At 71.0% G+C, this 18207-nt stretch carries 13 protein-coding genes; 5 read left to right on the top strand and 8 right to left on the bottom strand.

Annotated elements, in window-relative coordinates; translation table 11 throughout:
- Positions 1 to 26: 26 nt before the first annotated feature.
- Positions 27 to 1220, top strand: coding sequence for an endo-1,4-beta-xylanase (locus NFX44_RS14525; protein ID WP_262284068.1), 1194 nt, complete (start codon positions 27 to 29; stop codon positions 1218 to 1220).
- Between the two features lie 69 nt (positions 1221 to 1289).
- Here NFX44_RS14525 and NFX44_RS14520 read toward each other — a convergent pair whose 3' ends face one another.
- Positions 1290 to 1751 (bottom strand): YdeI/OmpD-associated family protein, encoded by a 462-nt coding sequence (locus NFX44_RS14520; protein ID WP_262284067.1) that lies wholly within the window; start codon positions 1749 to 1751, stop codon positions 1290 to 1292.
- A gap of 79 nt (positions 1752 to 1830) precedes the next feature.
- Between NFX44_RS14520 and NFX44_RS14515 the strand changes: the two genes are divergently transcribed.
- Positions 1831 to 3426: an FAD-binding oxidoreductase gene (locus NFX44_RS14515; RefSeq protein WP_262284066.1), complete on the top strand. Its 1596-nt coding sequence runs from the start codon at positions 1831 to 1833 to the stop codon at positions 3424 to 3426.
- A 6-nt stretch (positions 3427 to 3432) separates the two neighbouring features.
- Here the strand turns inward: NFX44_RS14515 and NFX44_RS14510 are convergent, their stop codons facing one another.
- A complete protein-coding gene (locus NFX44_RS14510) occupies positions 3433 to 4350 on the bottom strand; it encodes an AraC family transcriptional regulator (protein WP_262284065.1) in 918 nt (305 codons plus the stop codon).
- Between the two features lie 83 nt (positions 4351 to 4433).
- Here NFX44_RS14510 and NFX44_RS14505 point away from each other — a divergent pair, with 83 nt between their 5' ends.
- Entirely contained in the window at positions 4434 to 5408 is a 975-nt protein-coding gene (locus NFX44_RS14505) for an SDR family NAD(P)-dependent oxidoreductase (RefSeq protein WP_262284064.1), read from the top strand.
- 88 nt (positions 5409 to 5496) lie between these two features.
- Here NFX44_RS14505 and NFX44_RS14500 read toward each other — a convergent pair whose 3' ends face one another.
- Both NFX44_RS14500 and NFX44_RS14495 read right to left on the bottom strand, forming a co-directional pair.
- Positions 5497 to 7758, bottom strand: coding sequence for a beta-L-arabinofuranosidase domain-containing protein (locus NFX44_RS14500; RefSeq protein WP_262284285.1), 2262 nt, complete (start codon positions 7756 to 7758; stop codon positions 5497 to 5499).
- Between the two features lie 188 nt (positions 7759 to 7946).
- A complete protein-coding gene (locus tag NFX44_RS14495; protein ID WP_262284063.1) occupies positions 7947 to 9308 on the bottom strand; it encodes an RICIN domain-containing protein in 1362 nt (453 codons plus the stop codon).
- 400 nt (positions 9309 to 9708) lie between these two features.
- On the opposite strand from NFX44_RS14495, the gene NFX44_RS14490 reads away from it, so the two are divergent.
- Both NFX44_RS14490 and NFX44_RS14485 read left to right on the top strand, forming a co-directional pair.
- Positions 9709 to 11094, top strand: coding sequence for a ricin-type beta-trefoil lectin domain protein (locus NFX44_RS14490; RefSeq protein WP_262284062.1), 1386 nt, complete (start codon positions 9709 to 9711; stop codon positions 11092 to 11094).
- A gap of 492 nt (positions 11095 to 11586) precedes the next feature.
- Positions 11587 to 13005 carry a non-reducing end alpha-L-arabinofuranosidase family hydrolase gene (locus tag NFX44_RS14485; protein WP_262284061.1) on the top strand — a complete coding sequence of 473 codons (1419 nt, stop codon included), beginning with the start codon at positions 11587 to 11589 and terminating at the stop codon, positions 13003 to 13005.
- Positions 13006 to 13077: 72 nt separating this feature from the next.
- Here NFX44_RS14485 and araA read toward each other — a convergent pair whose 3' ends face one another.
- Genes araA through NFX44_RS14465 form a run of 4 tightly spaced genes read right to left on the bottom strand, consistent with a single transcriptional unit; the run spans position 13078 to position 18201 of the window.
- Positions 13078 to 14580, bottom strand: coding sequence for an L-arabinose isomerase (gene araA / locus NFX44_RS14480; protein ID WP_262284060.1), 1503 nt, complete (start codon positions 14578 to 14580; stop codon positions 13078 to 13080).
- A 26-nt stretch (positions 14581 to 14606) separates the two neighbouring features.
- The gene (yjfF, locus tag NFX44_RS14475; RefSeq protein ID WP_262284059.1) at positions 14607 to 15596 is read right to left on the bottom strand and encodes a galactofuranose ABC transporter, permease protein YjfF; all 990 of its coding nucleotides are present in this window, start codon (positions 15594 to 15596) and stop codon (positions 14607 to 14609) included.
- On the bottom strand, positions 15593 to 16663 hold the full coding sequence (locus NFX44_RS14470; RefSeq protein WP_262284058.1) for an ABC transporter permease: 1071 nt from the start codon (positions 16661 to 16663) through the stop codon (positions 15593 to 15595). The genes yjfF and NFX44_RS14470 overlap by 4 nt, the downstream gene beginning before the upstream one ends.
- A complete protein-coding gene (locus NFX44_RS14465; protein ID WP_262284057.1) occupies positions 16660 to 18201 on the bottom strand; it encodes a sugar ABC transporter ATP-binding protein in 1542 nt (513 codons plus the stop codon). The genes NFX44_RS14470 and NFX44_RS14465 overlap by 4 nt, the downstream gene beginning before the upstream one ends.
- Between the last annotated feature and the right edge of the window lie 6 nt (positions 18202 to 18207).

The following is an 18207-nucleotide window of genomic DNA, read 5'->3' as shown; positions in this document are numbered from 1 at the left end:
GACCCGTTCGCACACCGGAGAAGCCCATGAAACTGCGACGATGGATAGCCGCCGGCGCGGTCGCCGTGGCCGCCGCCGCCACGCTCAGCAGCCCGCCGGCGACGGCCGGCCGCCCCTACGATCCGACCGACCAGAGCCTGCGCAACCTCGCGCTGCGCCACGGCCTCGCCGTCGGCACGGCCGTCGACATGGCCGCCCTCGACGACCCCGCCGACCCGCGGTACCGCCAGCTCGCGGCGTCGGAGTTCTCCACGGTCACCGCGGAGAACGTGATGAAGTGGGAGAGCCTGGAGCCGACCCGCGGCACCTACAACTGGGAGCCGGCCGACCGGCTCCTCGCCTTCGCCAAGCAGAACAACCAGCGCGTCCGCGGCCACGTCCTGGTCTGGCACAACCAGTTGCCCGGCTGGCTGACCGCCGGCGTGGCCGACGGCTCCATCAGCAACACCGAGCTGCGCGACATCCTGCGCCGGCACATCACCGCCGTGGTCACCCACTTCAAGGGCCGGATCTGGCAGTGGGACGTGGTCAACGAGGCGGTCAGCGACCCCTGGGACACCCCGTCGACCCTGCACTACAAGGGATTCTGGGCCGAGCACCTCGGTCCCGGCTACATCGCCGATGCGTTCCGTTGGGCCCGCGCGGCCGACCCGCACGCCCTGCTGTTCTACAACGACTACAACATCGAGGCGTTCGGCTCGCGCGACCCGGCGAACGACAAGACCCAGTTCGTGTACGACATGGCCAGGAACCTGCTGGCCCAGCGCGTGCCGATCGACGGCATCGGCAGTCAGGGACACCTCGGCACCCAGTACGGCAACTTCGACACCTTCCAGGTCGCCGAGGCGCTGCGGAAGTTCGCCGGGTTGGGGCTGGCCACCGCGTTCACCGAGGTCGACGTGCGCAGCCAGCTCACCGAGGGAGTCCAGGCGGGCGACTCGAACGAGGTGAACCCGCGGCTGCAGGCCGCGGCGGCGAACTTCGACGTGCTGCTGCAGGCCTGCCTGGCCGAGCGGCACTGCCTGTCGTTCACCGTCTGGGGGTTCACCGACAAGCACTCCTGGGTGCCCGGCTGGTTCTCCGACCCGCCGGAGGGCCTGGCCACCATCTACGACGAGAACTACCAGCCCAAGCGGGCGTACCAGCTGATGAAGGCGGACCTGATCTACAGTGGCCCGCCCTACGTCCTGCCGCGCATTCCGCAGCGGCCGCGCCGCTAGACACGGCGGTCCGGGCGGGACGCGTCGGTCTACGCGTCCCCCCCGACCGCTGCCGTGGTGTTCGGGCGCTCAGCGGTGCCGGCCGGCGCGGAGCATCTCGACGGTCTCCGTGACCCGCTGCGCCCGGGTGGCCTCCCGCTTGGCCTCGGTGACCCAGCGGACGAACTCCTTGCGGTGCGAGGGGGCCAGCGCCGCGAACGCCGCCTGCGCCGGGCCGTCACCGGCGAGAGCGGCGGCCAGGTCCTCGGGCACCTCCACGCCGCGGGGCTCCGCGTCGAGGGCGACGGCGACCTCGTACGTCGCCCCGATGCTCACCCCCGCCTGTGTCCGCGCCGCCCGGGACAACCCGATCAGGTTCTCCCCACCCATCCGGGCCAGCCGCAGCGGCAGCGTCACCCCGTTGACACTCACGCGTACGGGGAACGTCCGACGCCCCTCCCCCACCACGGACACCTGCTCGTCGGAGAGCACGAACGCTCCCGCCGGACCGCGCTGCTCCAAGGTCAACGTCAACGCGAGGGTCTCGGCCATGACGTCATCGTAGTCGTCGGTGCCCCGACGGGCGGTCAACGTCCGGCGGTTCCGGTGATCGATGGATACCGTCATGGCCATGGCCGACGCCGCAACCGCCCGCCCCACCGCCCGCACCCGCTCCTGGTGGGGCTGGGGCTGGGCGGACGAACACCCCGACGACGCCGAATGCGCGGCGTTGGGAGCACTCCTCCCCGGTACACTCCCCCGCCCGCTGCCCGTCCCTCGGGTCGCCGACCTGCGGATCGCCCGGCCCGCCGTCGAACCGCCGCGCGGTCTCGCGCACCTGGTCACCGCCGACCCCGAGGCGCGCGCCGCGCACGCCATGGGCAAGGCGTACCGGGATGTGATCCGCGCGCTGCGCGGCCGTCCCGGGCGGATACCCGATCTGGTCGCCCGGCCGGCGGACGACCGGGACGTGGCCGACCTCCTGGACTGGGCCGGTGACCGCGGCGTGGCGGTGATCCCCTACGGCGGGGGCTCCTCGGTGACCGGCGGCGTGGAGTACCGCGGCGACGCGCACCGGGCCGTGGTGTCCCTCGACCTGACCACGATGGACCGGGTGGTGGAGGTCGACACCGACAGCCGCGCCGCGCGCATCCAGGCCGGCGTCCTCGGCCCGGCACTGGAGGACCAGCTCAGGCCGCACGGCCTGACACTGCGGCACTTCCCGCAGAGTTTCGAGTTCTCCACCCTCGGCGGCTGGCTCGCCACCCGGGCGGGCGGTCACTACGCCACGGTGCACACGCACGTCGACGACTTCGTGCAGGCCCTGCGGCTGGTCACCCCGGCCGGCGCCGGCACGTCGTGGCAGGTGCCCGCCTCCGGGGCCGGACCGTCTCCCGACCGGCTGTTCCTCGGCTCCGAGGGCACCCTGGGGGTCATCACCGAGGCGTGGATGCGCCTGCAGGACCGCCCCCTCCACAGGGCGTCCGCGTCGGTCCGGTTCGCCGACTTCGGCGCCGCGCTGCGCGGGGTCCGCGCGATCGCCCAGTCCGGCCTCTCCCCGGCCAACTGCCGCCTGCTCGATGCCGGCGAGGCCGCCCTGTCCGGGGCCGCCCGAGACGGCTCGTCCGTCCTCGTCCTCGGCTTCGAGTCGGCCGCCGTGCCGATGGCCGCCGAGCTCGCCCAGGCGCTGGACCTGGCCCGGGCACACGGCGGAACACCATCCCCGGGCGCCGGCCGCCGGGGCGACGAGGCGGTCGGCGCGTGGCGCTCGGCGTTCCTCCGGATGCCCTACCTGCGCGACGGCCTGGCCCGGATGGGGGCCGTCGTCGAGACCTTCGAGACGGCCGCCACCTGGAACCGGCTTCCCGCTCTGATCGACGCCGTCCGGGCCGAGGTCGGCGCCGCCGCGCGCGAGGCCACCGGCCATCCCGCCGCCGTCAACTGCCGCCTCACCCACGTCTATCCCGACGGAGCGGCGCCCTACTTCACGGTGCTGGCCGGGGGCCGGCCCGGCGACGAGGTCGCCGTGTGGGACCACCTCAAGGACGTGGCGACCGACGTCCTGCACCGCCATCACGCCACCATCACCCACCACCACGCCGTCGGCCGCGACCACCGTCCCGGCTACGACCGGCAGCGTCCGGAACCGTTCGCCCTGGCCCTGCGTGCCGCCAAGGCCGCGCTCGACCCGCACGGCATCCTCAACCCCGGCGTGCTCGTGGACTGAGCCGCGCTACGCCGCTCGTGCCACGGCGGCGCGGTAGGCGCGCGGCGAGAGACCGACAGCGCGTTTGAAGGCGACGCTGAAGGCGCTCTCCGAGCCGTACCCGACGTCGCGGGCGATGGTGGCGACGGTGCCGTCACCGCGGCGGATGCGGTCGGCGGCGAGTTCGATGCGCCACGCGGTGAGGTACTCCAGCGGCCCCTGCCCCACCACCTGCTTGAACCGGGCCGCCAGGGTGGAGCGGGAGACCGCCGCGCTGCGGGCCAGCTCGGCGACCGTCCAGGGGTGGGCGGGCCGGGCGTGCATCCGTCGCAGGGCGGTCGCCACGGTGGGATCGTTCAGGCCGGCCAGCCAGCCGCGGGTGTGACCGGCGTCCCGCGTGAGGTACAGGCGCAGGATCCGGACCAGCATGACGACGGCCAGGTGCTCGGCGACGAGCCGCGCCCCCGCGGCGTCCTGCCGCAACTCCGCGTCGATCTCGTCGACCGCCCGCCGCACGGTCGCGGCCTCCGGCGTCTCCGCCGCCACCCGGATGACCGGCGGGAGGCCGTCGAGCAGCAGGGCCTGGGCGCGGTCGGTGAAGGAGAACGCGCCGCCGATGAGGAACACCTCGTCGCCGGCGCCGGCGCGGGCCACGCCGTCGGTGGCCGCGGTGAACAGGGGTCCGGCCGGCTCGGTCGGCAGACCCAGGTCGCTCGCCAGGGTGAACGCGACCGGTCGGGTCAGCAGGAAACAGTCGCCCGCGCGGAGCCGGAGGGGATCCGGCACCCCGTCCACCCGCAGCCAGCAGGCACCCCGGCGTACGACGTTGAACTTCACGCCGGCGGGCGGCTCGAACCGGACGGCCCACGCTCCGCCGGCCGACATACCGGCGGAAAGGTGACTCGTCGCGCCGATCAGCGAGAGAACGTCCTCCAACGGGTCCACGCACACCCCCTCGGACGCTGGCTGAAGTTTCCCGGACGTCGAACTATAGGCCGTCCAGGTCCGGCGGCCGTAGCGTTGCTGCCATGACCGAGAGCACACGCCTGACCACCCGATTCACCGCCCGCGCCACCGCCCACGACGTCATCGACGGCGTCGACCTCACCGGGCGCCGCATGATCGTCACCGGCGGCGCCTCCGGCATCGGCCTGGAGACGGTCCGCGCTCTCGCCCGCGCCGGCGCGGAGGTCACCGTGGCGACGCGCGACCCCGCCCGCGCGGACGACCTGGTCGCCGAGTTCCCCGGACCCGGCCCCGGCACGGTGCGGGCCGTCGCGCTCGACCTGGCCGACCTCGACTCCGTCGACGCCTTCGTCGCGGGCTGGACCGGGCCGGTGCACGCCTTGATCGCGAACGCCGGAATCATGGCGCTGCCGCACCGCCAGCTGACCCCGGAAGGCTGGGAACTGCAGCTGGCCACCAACTACCTCGGGCACTTCGCGCTCGCCCGGGGCCTGCACGACAACCTCCGATCCGCCGGCTCCGCCCGGGTCGTCGTGGTCAGCTCGGGTGCGCAGTTGCGCGCCGGCGTCGACTTCGACGACCCCCACTTCGCCCGGCGCCCGTACGACCCGTGGACCGCGTACAGCCAGTCCAAGACCGCCGACGTCCTGCTGGCCGTCGGCATCGCCCGGCGCTGGGCCGCCGACGGGATCACCGCCAACGCCCTGGCCCCGGGCTTCATCAGAACGAACCTGCAACGCCACCTCGGCGAGGACACGCTGCGCTCCTTCGGGGTGACCACCGACGAGGCGGGCAACGTGACGGTGCCGGCGCACTACAAGACCCCGGCGCAGGGCGCCGCCACCACCGTGCTGCTGGCCGCGTCGCCGCTGGTCGAGGGCGTCACCGGCCGCTACTTCGAGGACAACCAGGAGTCCGAGGTGGTCCCCGGCGGCCCGGACCCGATGACCGGGGTGGCCGAGCACTCGGTGGACCCCGACGCCGCCGACCGGCTCTGGGCGTACGCCGAGGAGACCCTCGCCGCTCGCCGGCGCTGACAGGGCGTGGGGCAGGGGTCGGCCCGTGGCGTCCCGGTAGGCCGCGCGCGGCGAGTTCACGCGCCCCGGGCCGCGCGACCGGGTCGGGTCAGAGAGCGGTGACGGTCCAGTGGTTGTTCGTGCTGCCGTTGGGCGCCCACATGCACACCGTCGACCCGACGGTGGCGTTGCCCATCCCGTCAAGGGCCGTGCCGGTGCCCCGGTTGACCAGCTGATAACGACCGTTACCCACGCTGGTCAACCGCCACTGCTGGTTGACGCCGCCGTTCCACGGCGCCTGCAACGCGCTCGCCCCGTTGGTCGCGTTGCCCCAACTGTCGACCACCATCCCGTTGGCCCGATTCACCACCCGGTGGTAACCACCACCCGCATCCACCAACTGCCACTGCAGATTCGGGCTGCTCACATCACTCCACTGCTTGACCACCGACCCCGACCCCACACTCCCCCCACTGTCCAACACCAGACCCGTCGTCACATTCGCGATCTTCACGTACCCGGTCGGCGTGGAGCCCCCGGCGAGGCTCCAGTAGACGGTGTAGTTGTAACCCTGCGCGTCGTAGAAGGGAGCCAGGTTCACCGCGGCGCCGTTGGCGCTGGCGGTGAACGCGAGCGACGAGGTGCTGGACCGGGTGACCGAGGAGGCGGTCAACGACGGCAGCGATGAGAGGCTCGCGTCACCGTAGTGGCCGGCCAGCACGACCGGGCCGTAGGTGACCGCGGCGACGTTGGGATTGTCGTTGGCCGCTCGCGTCGCCACCCGCATGGGCAGCTGGAGAGTGACGGTGTCGCCCGAGGTCCAGGATCGGCTGAGGGTGGCGTAGCTGCCGGGATCGAGGGTGATGTCCTGCGCCACGCCGTTGACGCTGATCGTCGCCCCACTGGTCCAGGCCGGGATGCGCAATCGCATCGCCCACGGCCCGGAGGCGGCCCCGGTCACCTTCAAGGTGGTCCTGTCGCTCACCGGGTAGCTCGTGGTCTGCGTGACGGTGATGCCCCGCTCGGCCCAGGTCAGCACGGACGGCATGAACAGGTTCACGATCAGGGTCGTGCCGGAGTAGAAGTAGACCGAGTCCATCAACGCCGTGTTGGCCTCGACTCCCGTCCCCTGGCAGCACCAGAAGGAGTTGTAGTCGGTGCTCCAGGTGCCGCCACCCCACGCCGGGCCGACGCCGCGACGGCCACCCGGGTTGAGCGGGGTGAAGTAGGTGATGTGGCCGTGGCTGTCGGCCGGGTTCTGTGCCCCGATGATGTGGTTGAGCAGCGTCCGCTCGTAGAAATCGACCAGGTCGACGCGGCCGGGGTAGAGGGTGAACAGCTCCCGCGTGAGCTTGAGCATGTTGTAGCTGTTGCAGTGCTCGCAGGTGTCCCGGTTGAGGTACCCGGCGATGGCGTTCGGGGCACGGAAGTGCTCCGCCTGGCTGTTTCCGCCGATGGCGTAGGTGTGCGCGCCGACGGTGATGGCCCAGGCGTTGGCGGCGATGTCGCGGTAGCGGGTGGTGCCGGTGGCCTTGTACTCCCGGGCCGCGCCCACCCACTTCGGCACCTGCGTGTTCGCGTGCAGCCCGTTGAGCTGGTCCTGGTTCGACGCCAGGGGATTGAAGACCGCGGCGTGGTCGAAGCGCTGCGCGGTGGTCAGCCAGCGCCCGTCGCCGGTCTGCTGGTAGAGGTCGGTCAGCACCGCGTTCATCCCGCCGAACTCGACGTTCAGGACCGACTGCATCTGGCTGTAGCTCAACCGCCCGGTCCGCCAGTCCACCCAGCCGGCGAGGTTGAGCAGCACGTCCCGGGCCTGCGTGTTGCCGAGGTACCGCCAGACGTCGAGCAGGCCGGCCATGGTCTTGTGAATGACGTAGTACGGCACGTTGCCATTGGACAACGAGCCCGATTCCAGGCTGGTGAAATCGGACTCGGGAAAGCCGGACAGGTAGCCGGCGGTGAAGCCGGCGGCGCCGTTGTTCGCCTGGCACCTGGCCAGTTCGCCGACGACGTAGGTGGCCCTGTCCCGGCAGGTGGTGTCGGCGAGTACGGCCGCGGCCTGGGCCCACGCGGTGAGCAGGTGCCCCTGCATGTGGGTGCGGAAGGGGAAGTTCGGCGCGTCCCAGCCGCCATTCGCCGCGGCACCGTTGGTGGAGAGCCGGTGGTTGGCGCGGAAGTTGTACAGCACCCGGTCGGCGTCGACGAAGCGCAGGTAGTTCAGCGTGCGGTTCTGGTTGTCCAGCCACCGGCTGGCGGTCAGCTGTACCTGGCCCGGAGCGAACGGGTACGCCGAGACGCCGAGGTCGGGGCGGGCGGGCGCGACGGCCGCCTCGGCCCGGGACGCGGGCAGCGCCGTGGCGCCCACGGCCATGGCTGCCGGCACGACGCCGGCGGCACGCAACAGGGTTCGACGGTGGACCGGGTGGTCATGCGTTCCCATCTGAGTCCTCTCAATGGTGGCTGGCTGCGGCGGCCCAGCCGTCCTCAGGAGCGCAGGCCCCCTGCTGATTCGCGCCGGTCACCGTGCCGTTGGCGTCCAGGCGGGGCCTCGCGGCTCGGCTAGAACTGAACGAAGAACCGCCAGACCTCGCCCTTGGTCCACGTCGTGACGCCACTCTCGGCGTAGGTGCCGTCCACCGGGCCCGGCATGTGGCCGTTGTCGAACGCCGCCCACTGCACCGGGTAGCCGCTGCGGCAGCCGGAGTAGGCGGTGGTGATGTGGGTCCGGCTGCCGGACGCCGGCTCGGGCGGGCTCTGCGGGGTGCAGCCGTTGTTCCGGACGAACGTGTCGCGCAGCGCCCGTCCCTGGGAGATGTTCAGCACGCTGTCGGTGATGCCGTGCAGCCCGAAGTACGCGATGGGTTGGGTGCCGCCGCTGCACCCGCTGATCTGCGCGCCGCTGAAGACGGCGACGGCCCGGAAGACGTTCGCCCGAGCGCACGCCAGCGCGTAGCTCATGCCGCCACCCCAGCTGAATCCGAGAGCGAAGAGCTGTCGGGTGTTGACGCAGAGGGCGCCCTCGATCTGCCGGATCATGTCGTCGACGAACGTGACGTCCTCCCCGCCGGAGTTGGCCCAGCCGTTGTCGAAGCCCTGCGGTGCGACGAGGATCGCGCTGTTGTTCGACTGCTCCAGCTGACCGTAGTAGGACCAGGCGGCCCCGCTTGTGCCACCCGAGTCGACGTCGTTGGCGGTGCCACCCCGCCAGTGGAACGCGAAGATCAGGCGGTACTGGCGGTTGCTGTCGTAGTTGGCCGGAAGCCGGAGGAGGTAGCTGCGGCTCTTGCCACCGCTCTGGATCGTGTGGCTGCCGTTCGACAGCCCCGGCGGGTTGCCGCACCCCCCACCGGTGCCGCCACCGGCGGACACCATGACCAGTTGCCATTGCTGGTTGGTGCCGTTCCAGTCGGTGTACTGGACGATGTTGGCGCCGTCGGTGGTGGTGGCGTTCTGTACTTCGACGGCTTTGCCGCTGTTGCGGTTGATGAGTCGGATGTATCCGCCGGTGGTGTCGGTGAGTTGGAATTGTTGGTTGGTGGCGTTGGCGTCGGTCCACTGGATGATGGGGGTGCCGTCGGTGGTGGCGCGGTTGGAGACGTCGAGGACCTTGCCGGAGTTGCGGGACTTGAGGCGGTACCAGCCGTTGCCGGAGTCGACGAACTGCCATTGCTGGTTGTTGCCGTTGTTGCGGGTCCACTGGGTGATGCGGGCGCCGTCGGTGGTGGCGGCGCCGTAGACGTCGAGGGCCTTGCCGCTGTTGCGGTTGAGCAGCACGTACCAGGCGCTCGTGTCCACCGACGCCGCCGCGGCGGGCGCGGCGTGCACCGTCACGAGCGCACCGGTCGCGAGGAGCGCCGCCGCGGCGGCGGCCAGTGCCGACCGCCAGCGATGTCCGAGCCGAGTCGCAGCTGTCACCGTCATCAACCACTCCTTTCCGGAGGGACACGCGCCGTGGGAGGACCGCGCCGGGTCGGCGGGTCGGCGCCGGTGGCGTCGGCACGCCGGGCTGGCCTGCGAGCAATGCGGGGTACGGCTCGCGACCGTCGATGGCGGCTCCGCTGAGCCAGGCAGCCCGGGCCGAGCGGGCGCTGGGGTCGCCCGGCTCCCAGCCTCCGCCCAGCCCGACAGCGGTGATGTTAGCGATAACAGGAGCCCTGCGCAATGAAAGGCATCTATTTCAGATTCATGGGAAAAGTGTTATGGCGGATCCCCGCCCGTGGTCGACGCAATAGCGCTCCCTGCCTCTTGAACTGGTCTGACGATTCTGGCAATCTGCTGGCGTTACCGGGCAGCGCGCATTCCCTCGAACCTCGGAGACGTCATGCAGCAGAGACTCCGGCGTACCCTGTTGGCACTGGTGCTGGCGGTGACCGGCACCCTCGCCGTGGTGGGGATCGGTTCTCCCGCGCACGCGGCCACCGCCACGATCACGCCCGGCACCCCATGGACGGACACGGCCGGCCGGCGGCTGCAGGCACACGGCGCCGGCATCTTCACGGTCGGCTCCACCTACTACCTGGTGGGCGAGGACAAGAGCGCGGGTGCCACCTTCACGGCGGTCGCCTGCTACTCCTCGACGGACCTGGCGCATTGGACCCGGCAGACCGACGCGCTCTCCCGGCAGGCCAGCGGGGATCTCTCCGCCGGACGGATCGTGGAGCGGCCGAAGGTCGTCTTCAACAGCGCGACCGGCCGCTACGTGATGTGGATGCACATCGACTCCAGCTCCTACGGGGACGCGCGCGCCGGGGTCGCGGTCAGCAGCACCCCGTGCGGCCCCTACACCTACCTGGGCTCCAGCCGGCCGCTCGGCTTCCTGAGCCGGGACCTGGGCCTGTTCAAGGACGACGACGGCACGGAATACCTGCTCACCGAGGACCGCGACCACGGCCTGCGGATCGACCGACTCTCCGCCGACTACACCAGCGTGGTCGGCCCGGTCGCGGTCCTCGCGGACCTGGAGTCGCCGGCGATGGCAAAGGTCGGTGATCGCTATTTTCTGCTGGCCTCGCACCTGACCGGGTGGTCGACCAACGACAACGTGTACGCGACGGCGCTGTCGCCGGCGGGGCCGTGGAACGAGTTCCGGAACGTGGCGCCGGCCGGCAGCCGCACCTACGACTCGCAGACGTCGTTCCTGCTGCCGGTCAGCGGCAGCTCCGGGACCAGCTACGTGTACCTCGGCGACCGGTGGAACCCGTCGGACCTGAACTCCTCGCTGCCGGTCTGGCTGCCGATCACCCTCACCGCCGGTGGTACCGCCGCGCTGAGCTGGTTCAGCTCATGGGACGTCGACACGGCGAGCGGATCACTTGCCCTGCCGGCCACCCGGCTGGTCGGAGCGCAGTCCGGTCGCTGTCTGGGCATCGCCGACGGTTCGCCGGCCAACGGTGCGGCGGCGCAGATCCGGGCCTGCACCGGCACGGCGGACCAGACCTTCGCGCCGAGCCCGGCCGGCGAGCTGAGGGTGTACGGGAACAAGTGCCTGGACGCCTACGGTCGGGGCACCGCGGCGGGCACGGCGGTGGTGCTCTGGGACTGCAACGGCGGCGACAACCAGAAGTGGATGCTCGCCGCCGACGGCACCGTCCTCGGCGTCCAGTCCCGGCTCTGCCTGGATGTCAACGGCCAGGCCACGAACGACGGGGCGAAGGTCCAGCTGTGGACGTGCAACGGCGGGGCCAACCAGCGGTGGAACCGGGCCTAGCCCGCGGCCGGGCACGGGTCAGCCCGCCATGCCATCAATTGGTGTGCGGGAAAGCGTCATCGATGGGACGACGGCGAGTCGGCGCATGGACGCCAGGAGCCTTTAGACATCGGTCAGGGTCAATCGGTCGATGTCACTGCTCGCGTACCAGTCGTCAGTTCGGCGGAGCACGAAGGCCGGCCCGGTAGAAGGTCCAGCCTTGAGGCTGTTATCGATAACATGCTATGTTCGGCGCTCAGGAGCCGAGGGCAGCGCCCCGCTCGGGAGCACCGGCCGTCGAAGGGCACCGGACACCTCCGGGTCGACGTGTGGTGAGCGGCACCGGCACCGGCCCCCACCCCGCCATCGAACCGCCCCGGCACGGCCGTACCGGCCGAACCGGGGCGGTGGCGGCGGCGGTGGACCGGCCACGCACCCGAGGGCGCAGCTCCCCGCCAGCGCTTCCCCTCTCTCGCCGCCCGGGCCGGCACCCCACCACCGGAAGGATCCTCCATGCGCACCACGTGGACAGTCCGGGCGGCGACGCTCGCGGCCACCGCGGGCCTGATCACCGCCGCCGCGACCGTGCCCCTGCCCGCCGACGCGGCCGCCGCCGGCTGCTCGGTCACCTACCAGGTGTCCTCGCAGTGGCCCGGCGGCTTCAACGCCGGCGTCACCGTGACCAACCTCGGCGACCCGGTCAACGGCTGGACGCTCACCTGGAGCTACGCGGCCGGGCAGCAGGTCACCCAGTACTGGAACGCCGCCATCACGCAGAGCGGAGGCCAGGTGCGGGCGTCGAACGCCAGTTACAACGCGAGCATCGGGACCAACGCCGGCGTGTCGTTCGGATTCAACGGCTCGTGGACGGGGAGCAACCCCGCGCCGACCAGCTTCACGCTCAACGGCACCACCTGCACGGGCGGCACGACCACTCCGCCGCCCACCACGACACCGCCGCCCAGTTCACCGCCGCCCACCGGCAACCTGCCGAGCACCTTCCGGTGGAACTCCAGCGGCGTGCTCATCGGCCCGAAGAACGACGGCCGCGGCATCGCCGGGATCAAGGACCCCTCGGTCGTGTACCACAACGGCCGCTACCACGTCTTCGCCAGCACCGCGAAGGCCGACGGCTACAACCTGGTCTACACGAGCTTCACCGACTGGTCCCAGGCCGCCGCGGCCCCGTTCACCTACCTCGACCAGACCCCGATCGGCGCCGGCTACCGCGCCGCCCCACAGGTGTTCTACTTCGCGCCACAGCGGCTGTGGTACCTCGTCTACCAGACCGGCAACGCGTCGTACTCCACCAACCCCGACATCGGCAACCCGGCCGGGTGGAGCGCGCCGAAGAACTTCTACCCGTCGATGCCGGACATCATCCAGCAGAACATCGGCAACGGCTACTGGGTCGACATGTGGGTGATCTGCGACAGCACCGACTGCTACCTGTTCTCCTCCGACGACAACGGGCACCTGTACCGGTCCCGGACGACGCTGGCGAACTTCCCCAACGGCATGACCGACACGGTCATCGCCATGCAGGACAGCGACCGCAACCGGCTGTTCGAAGCGTCCAACGTCTACCGGGTCGGCGACCGGTACCTGCTGCTCGTCGAGGCGATCGGCAGCGACGGGCGCCGGTACTTCCGCTCCTGGACCGCCCCGGCCGTCGTCGGACCGTGGACCGCCCTGGCCGACACCGAGAGCAACCCGTTCGCCCGGGCCAACAACGTCACGTTCCCCGGCGGCGTCTGGACCCGGGACATCAGCCACGGTGAGATGATCCGCAGTGGCAACGACCAGACCCTCCCCGTCGACCCGTGCAACCTGCGCTACCTCTACCAGGGCATGGACCCCGCCGCCGGCGGCGACTACAACAGCCTGCCCTGGCGGCTCGGCCTGCTCACCCAGACCAACTCCACCTGCTGACCCCGGCGCACCGGGCCCGGCCGGCGGTGACCGCCGGCCGGGCCGCACCGGTACCGGTGGCCGCCCGTCGGTTCAGAGCCCCCGGGCGAGCCGGTAGTACGCCTGATTCCAGCGGATCTCCTCGGCGAAGCGGCGCGGGTTCGTGTCGGCGTCGATGACGACCAGTTCGGTACGGCTCATCTCGGCCAGGTCGTGCAGCTCCTCCACCCCCACAGCCTGTGAGAGCACGGTGTGGTGCGGGGCCCCGGCGGTGATCCACGCCTCGGCGGAACCGGCCAGGTGCGGGCGGGGACGCCAGACGGCCCGGGCGACCGGCAGCCGGCGCAGCGGATGTGGCGGCGTCACCACGTCGACCTCGTTGGCGACGAGCCGGAACCGCTCCCCCATGTCGGCCAGGCCCAGCACGACCGCCGGGCCGGGCGCCGCGTCGAAGACCAGCCGGACCGGGTCCTCCCGCCCGCCGATGCTCAACGGGTGGATCTCGGCGGAGGGCGTGTCCGCGGCGATGCTCGGGCACACCTCCAGCATGTGCGCGCCGAGGACCAGTTCCCGGCCCGGGGTGAGGTCGTACGTGTAGTCCTCCATGAACGAGGTGCCGCCGTCGACCCCGACCGCCATCGCCTTGAGGGTGTGCACCAGGACCGACGTCTTCCAGTCGCCCTCGCCGCCGAAGCCGTAGCCGTCGGCCATGAGGCGTTGCACCGCGATGCCGGGCAGCTGGCGCAGCCCGCCGAGGTCCTCGAAGTTGGTGGTGAAGGCACGGAACCCGCCGGCGTCGAGGAAGGCCCGCAGGCCCAGCTCCAGCCGGGCGGCGTAGCGCAGGGACTCGTGGCGGTCGCCGCCGGTGCGCAGCTCGGGCACCAGCCGGTAGCTGTCGTCGTACTCCTTGACCAGGTCGTCCACCCGCGCGTCGGTGACCTCGCCGACGGCGTGGACGAGGTCGTTGACCCCGTAGGTGTTCACGGAGACACCGAAGCGCAGCTCCGCCTCCACCTTGTCGCCCTCGGTCACCGCCACGTCGCGCATGTTGTCGCCGAAGCGGGCCAGCCGCAGCGACCGCATGGCCGACCAGCCGATCGCCGCCCGCGCCCAGGCGCCCACCCGGGACACCACGCGAGGGTCGCTGACGTGCCCGGCGACGGTCTTGCGGGCCACCCCGAGGCGGGTCTGGATGAAGCCGAACTCCCGGTCGCCGTGTGCGGCCTGGTTGAGGTTCATGAAGTCCATGTCGATCTCGTCCCAGGGCAGCAGGACGTTGGCCTGGGTGTGCAGGTGCAGCAGCGGCGTCCGCAGCGCGTCCAGGCCGGCGATCCACATCTTCGCCGGTGAGAAGGTGTGCATCCAGGCGATCACGCCGACGGCCCCGTGCGCGGCGGCTTCCCGGCAGACCCGCAGGATGTCGCCGCTGGTGGTCAGGACCGGTTTCCAGACGACCCGGGCGGGGATGTGCGGCGAGCCGTCGAGCGCCGCCGCGATCTGCCGCGACTGGTCGGCCACCTGGCGAAGGGTGTCCTCGCCGTACATGGCCTGGCTGCCGGTCAGGAACCAGATCTCGGGCTCAGCGTGCGATGCCATGGAGTTGCCTTCCGCGAGTTGGTCGGTCACTTGTAGCGGATTCCGATCAGACGTTGGAGCAGGATGAACGCGAAGAGCAGGCCGCCGATCACGATCTTGGTCCACCACGAGTTGAGGCTGCCGTCGAAGGTGATCAGGGTCTGGATGACCCCGAGGACCAGCACGCCGAGCACGGTGCCGAAGACGTAGCCGGAGCCGCCGGTCAGCACCGTCCCGCCGATGACCACGGCGGCGATGACGTCGAGTTCCATGCCGACGCCGATCAGCGGGGCGCCGGAGAGCGTGTAGAAGGACAGCAGGATTCCGCCGATCGCCGCGCAGAGGCCGCTGATCGTGTAGACGGCGATCCGGGTCCGCCCCACCGGCAGCCCCATGAGCAGGGCCGACTGCGAGTTGCCGCCGATGGCGTACACGTTGCGGCCCAGCCGGGTGTAGGCCAGCACGTACGCGGCGACGGCGACCACGGCGAAGGCGATGAGCACGCTGATCGAGACGAAGTTGCCGCTGGGGTTGCCGATGCGTTGCTGGGACATGCTGGTCCAGAACCCGTCGGTGATCGGGATGGACGAGCCGCTGATGAAGGTGCACATGCCGCGGGCGAAGAACATCCCGGCGAGGGTGACGATGAACGGCTGGATGTCGAAGAAGTGGATCACGCAGCCCATCAGGAAGCCGAGCGTCGGCCCGATGAGCAGCGCGACGAGCAGCACCAGCGCCGCCGGCAGCCCCTCCCGCAGCAGGAACGCCGACACCATGGCGGTCATCGCGACGACCGAGCCGACGGAGAGGTCGATCCCGCCGGTGAGGATCACGAAGGTCATCCCGACGGCGACGACGAGCAGGAACCCGTTGTCGATGAAGACGTTGAAGATGACCTGGATGTTGGAGAACGCGCGGTACTGCGAGACCCCGACGCCGTACAGGACGAGCAGCAGGGCGAGGGTGGCCAGGACCGGAACGTGCCGCCGGGGCAGCCGCGACCAGGTGCGGGTGGCTATCAGGGACAGGGTGGTCATGCGGGCACCTGCTCCTTCGGCTGTTCCGTGGCAGGGACGGCGGCGTCCGCCGGGGCCCGGCGCCGGGCGAACCGGGCCCGGAAGCCCGGTGCCTGGATGAGGCAGACCGCGATGACCACGACCGCCTTGAACAGCAGGGACGTCTGGGGCGAGATGTTCATGGCGTACACCGTGGTGGTGAGGGTCTGGATGAGCAGCGCGCCGAGGATGGTGCCGCTCAGGGAGAACCGGCCACCGGCGAGCGAGGTGCCGCCGATGACCACGGCGAGGATCGCGTCGAGTTCGACCCAGAGGCCGGCGGCGTTACCGTCGGCGCTGGACACGTTGGCCGTCATCATGAAGCCGGCGATCGCGGCACAGACCGCGCTGATCACGTAGACGAGGAACGTGATCCGCCCGGAGCGGATACCGGCCAGGCGGCTGGCCTGGGCGTTGCCACCGACCGACTCGATGATCATGCCGAGGGCGGTTCGCCGGGTCACCGCGGCGATGACCAGGGCCGCGGCGAGGGCCAGGAAGATGGCCAGCGGCAGCGTCAGCAGGTGACCGACGCCGATCGCCTTGTACGGACCGGAGTTGATCGTCAGGATCTGCCCCTCGGTGATCAGCTGGGCCAGACCCCGGCCGGCGACCATGAGGATCAGCGTGGCGATGATCGGCTGGATGCCGATGACGGCGACCAGGACGCCGTTCCACGCACCGAGCACCAGGGCCGCCCCCAGCGCCAGGGCCAGCGCGGTCAGCACGCCGCCGAGGCTGTTCTGGTCGGGCTGCCGGCTGATGTAGAGGCAGGCGATGGCGCCGCTGATCGCGCAGAGCGAGCCGACCGACAGGTCGATGCCGCCGGTGGCGATCACCAGCGTCATGCCGAGCGCGACCAGGATCAGCGGCGCGCTCAGCCGGAGGATGTCGATCAGGCTGCCGTACAGGTGACCGTCCCTCATCTGCACCGAGAGGAAGCCCGGTCGGTAGACGGTGTTGGCGGCCAGCATGAGGACGAGGACGACGACCGGCCAGAAGAGCCGGTGGGTCGTCAGCGCCCGGTAGCGGGCCATTCGGTCACTCATGACGGCACCCCCTCGTGCCCCGCGCCGGCCGCGATGTGCTGCATGATCCGGTCGGCGTCCACGCTCTGGTCGTTGTTCAGCTGCGTGACCATCTCCCGGTCACGCATCACGGCGATCTTGTGGCTGAGACGGAGCACCTCCTCGAGTTCGGCGGAGACGAACAGCACTGCCATTCCGCCGTCGGAAAGCTGCGCGACCAGCCGCTGGATCTCGGTCTTCGCCCCGATGTCGATGCCCCGGGTCGGCTCATCGAGGATCAGCAGGCGCGGCTCGGTGATGAGCCAACGCGCGAGCAGCACCTTCTGCTGATTGCCGCCGGAGAGGTTGCCGACCGGGATGTCGGGGTCCGCCGGTCGGATGCTCAGGGCCCGCACGTACCGCTCGACCAGCTCGTCCTGACGGCGCCGAGGAATCGGCCGGAGCCAGCCCCGGGCGGCCTGCAGGGCGAGGATGATGTTCTCCCGCACGGTCAGCTCCGCGATGATGCCCTCGGCTCGCCGGTTCTCCGAGGAGAAGCCGAAGCCGTGGCCAATGGCGGCCGCCGGGGTCCGCAACGACGCGGGCGAGCCGTGCACCAGGACGCTGCCGTGGTCGGCGCGATCGGCGCCGAACAGCAGCCGCGCCACCTCGGTACGCCCCGAGCCGAGCAGGCCGGCGAGGCCGACCACCTCCCCCTCGTGGACGGTCAGACTGAAGGGCGCCACCGCCGAGCGCCGTCCCAGCTCGCGTACGTCGAGCAGCGGCGCGCCGGCTGCCGGCGCCGCGACGTCGTGCCGGGACTGCTCGTCGAGGCGCTCCAGGACCTGCAGTTCTTTGCCGATCATCTTCTCCACCAGGCTGAGCTGAGGAAGCTCGCTCGTCGCGTACTCGCCGACGAGCTGGCCGTTGCGCAGCACGGTGATCCGGTCGGCGATGCCGTAGACCTGGTCGAGGAAGTGGGTGACGAAGAGGATCGCGATGCCGTCGTCGCGCAGCTGCCGCATCACCCGGAACAGCTGCGCGACCTCACCCGCGTCGAGGCTGGAGGTCGGCTCGTCCAGCACCAGGACCCGGGCCTTGATGTCGATGGCGCGCGCGATCGCCACCATCTGCTGCACGGCCAGCGAGTAGCTGCCGAGCTGCGCGTTGACGTCGATGTCCAGGTCGAGCCGCTTGAGCAGGGCCCGAGCCCGGCGGCGCATCTCCGCCCACCGGACCGCGCCCAGCCGGCGCGGTTCCCGCCCGATGAAGATGTTCTCCGCCACCGAGAGGTTGGTGCAGAGGTTGACCTCCTGGAAGACGGTGCTCACCCCGGCGGCGGTGGCCTGCATCGGACCGTTGAACGACACCTGCTCACCACCGAGCGTGACGGTGCCGTGGTCGGTGCCGTAGACCCCGGTCAGCACCTTGATGAGGGTGGACTTGCCGGCGCCGTTCTCGCCCATCAGCGCGTGCACCTCGCCGGGGAAGAGGCGGAAGTCCACGTTGTCGAGCGCGCGTACCCCGGGGAAGGACTTGCTGATCCCCGTCATTGTCAGGACTGGATGGCTCCCTGTCATGCCATC

Source organism: Micromonospora sp. MA102 (assembly GCF_025460765.1).
Classification (GTDB): domain Bacteria; phylum Actinomycetota; class Actinomycetes; order Mycobacteriales; family Micromonosporaceae; genus Micromonospora; species Micromonospora halotolerans.
The sequence above is the reverse complement of the archived record's forward strand: the minus strand, read 5'-3'. Positions and strand labels throughout refer to the sequence as shown.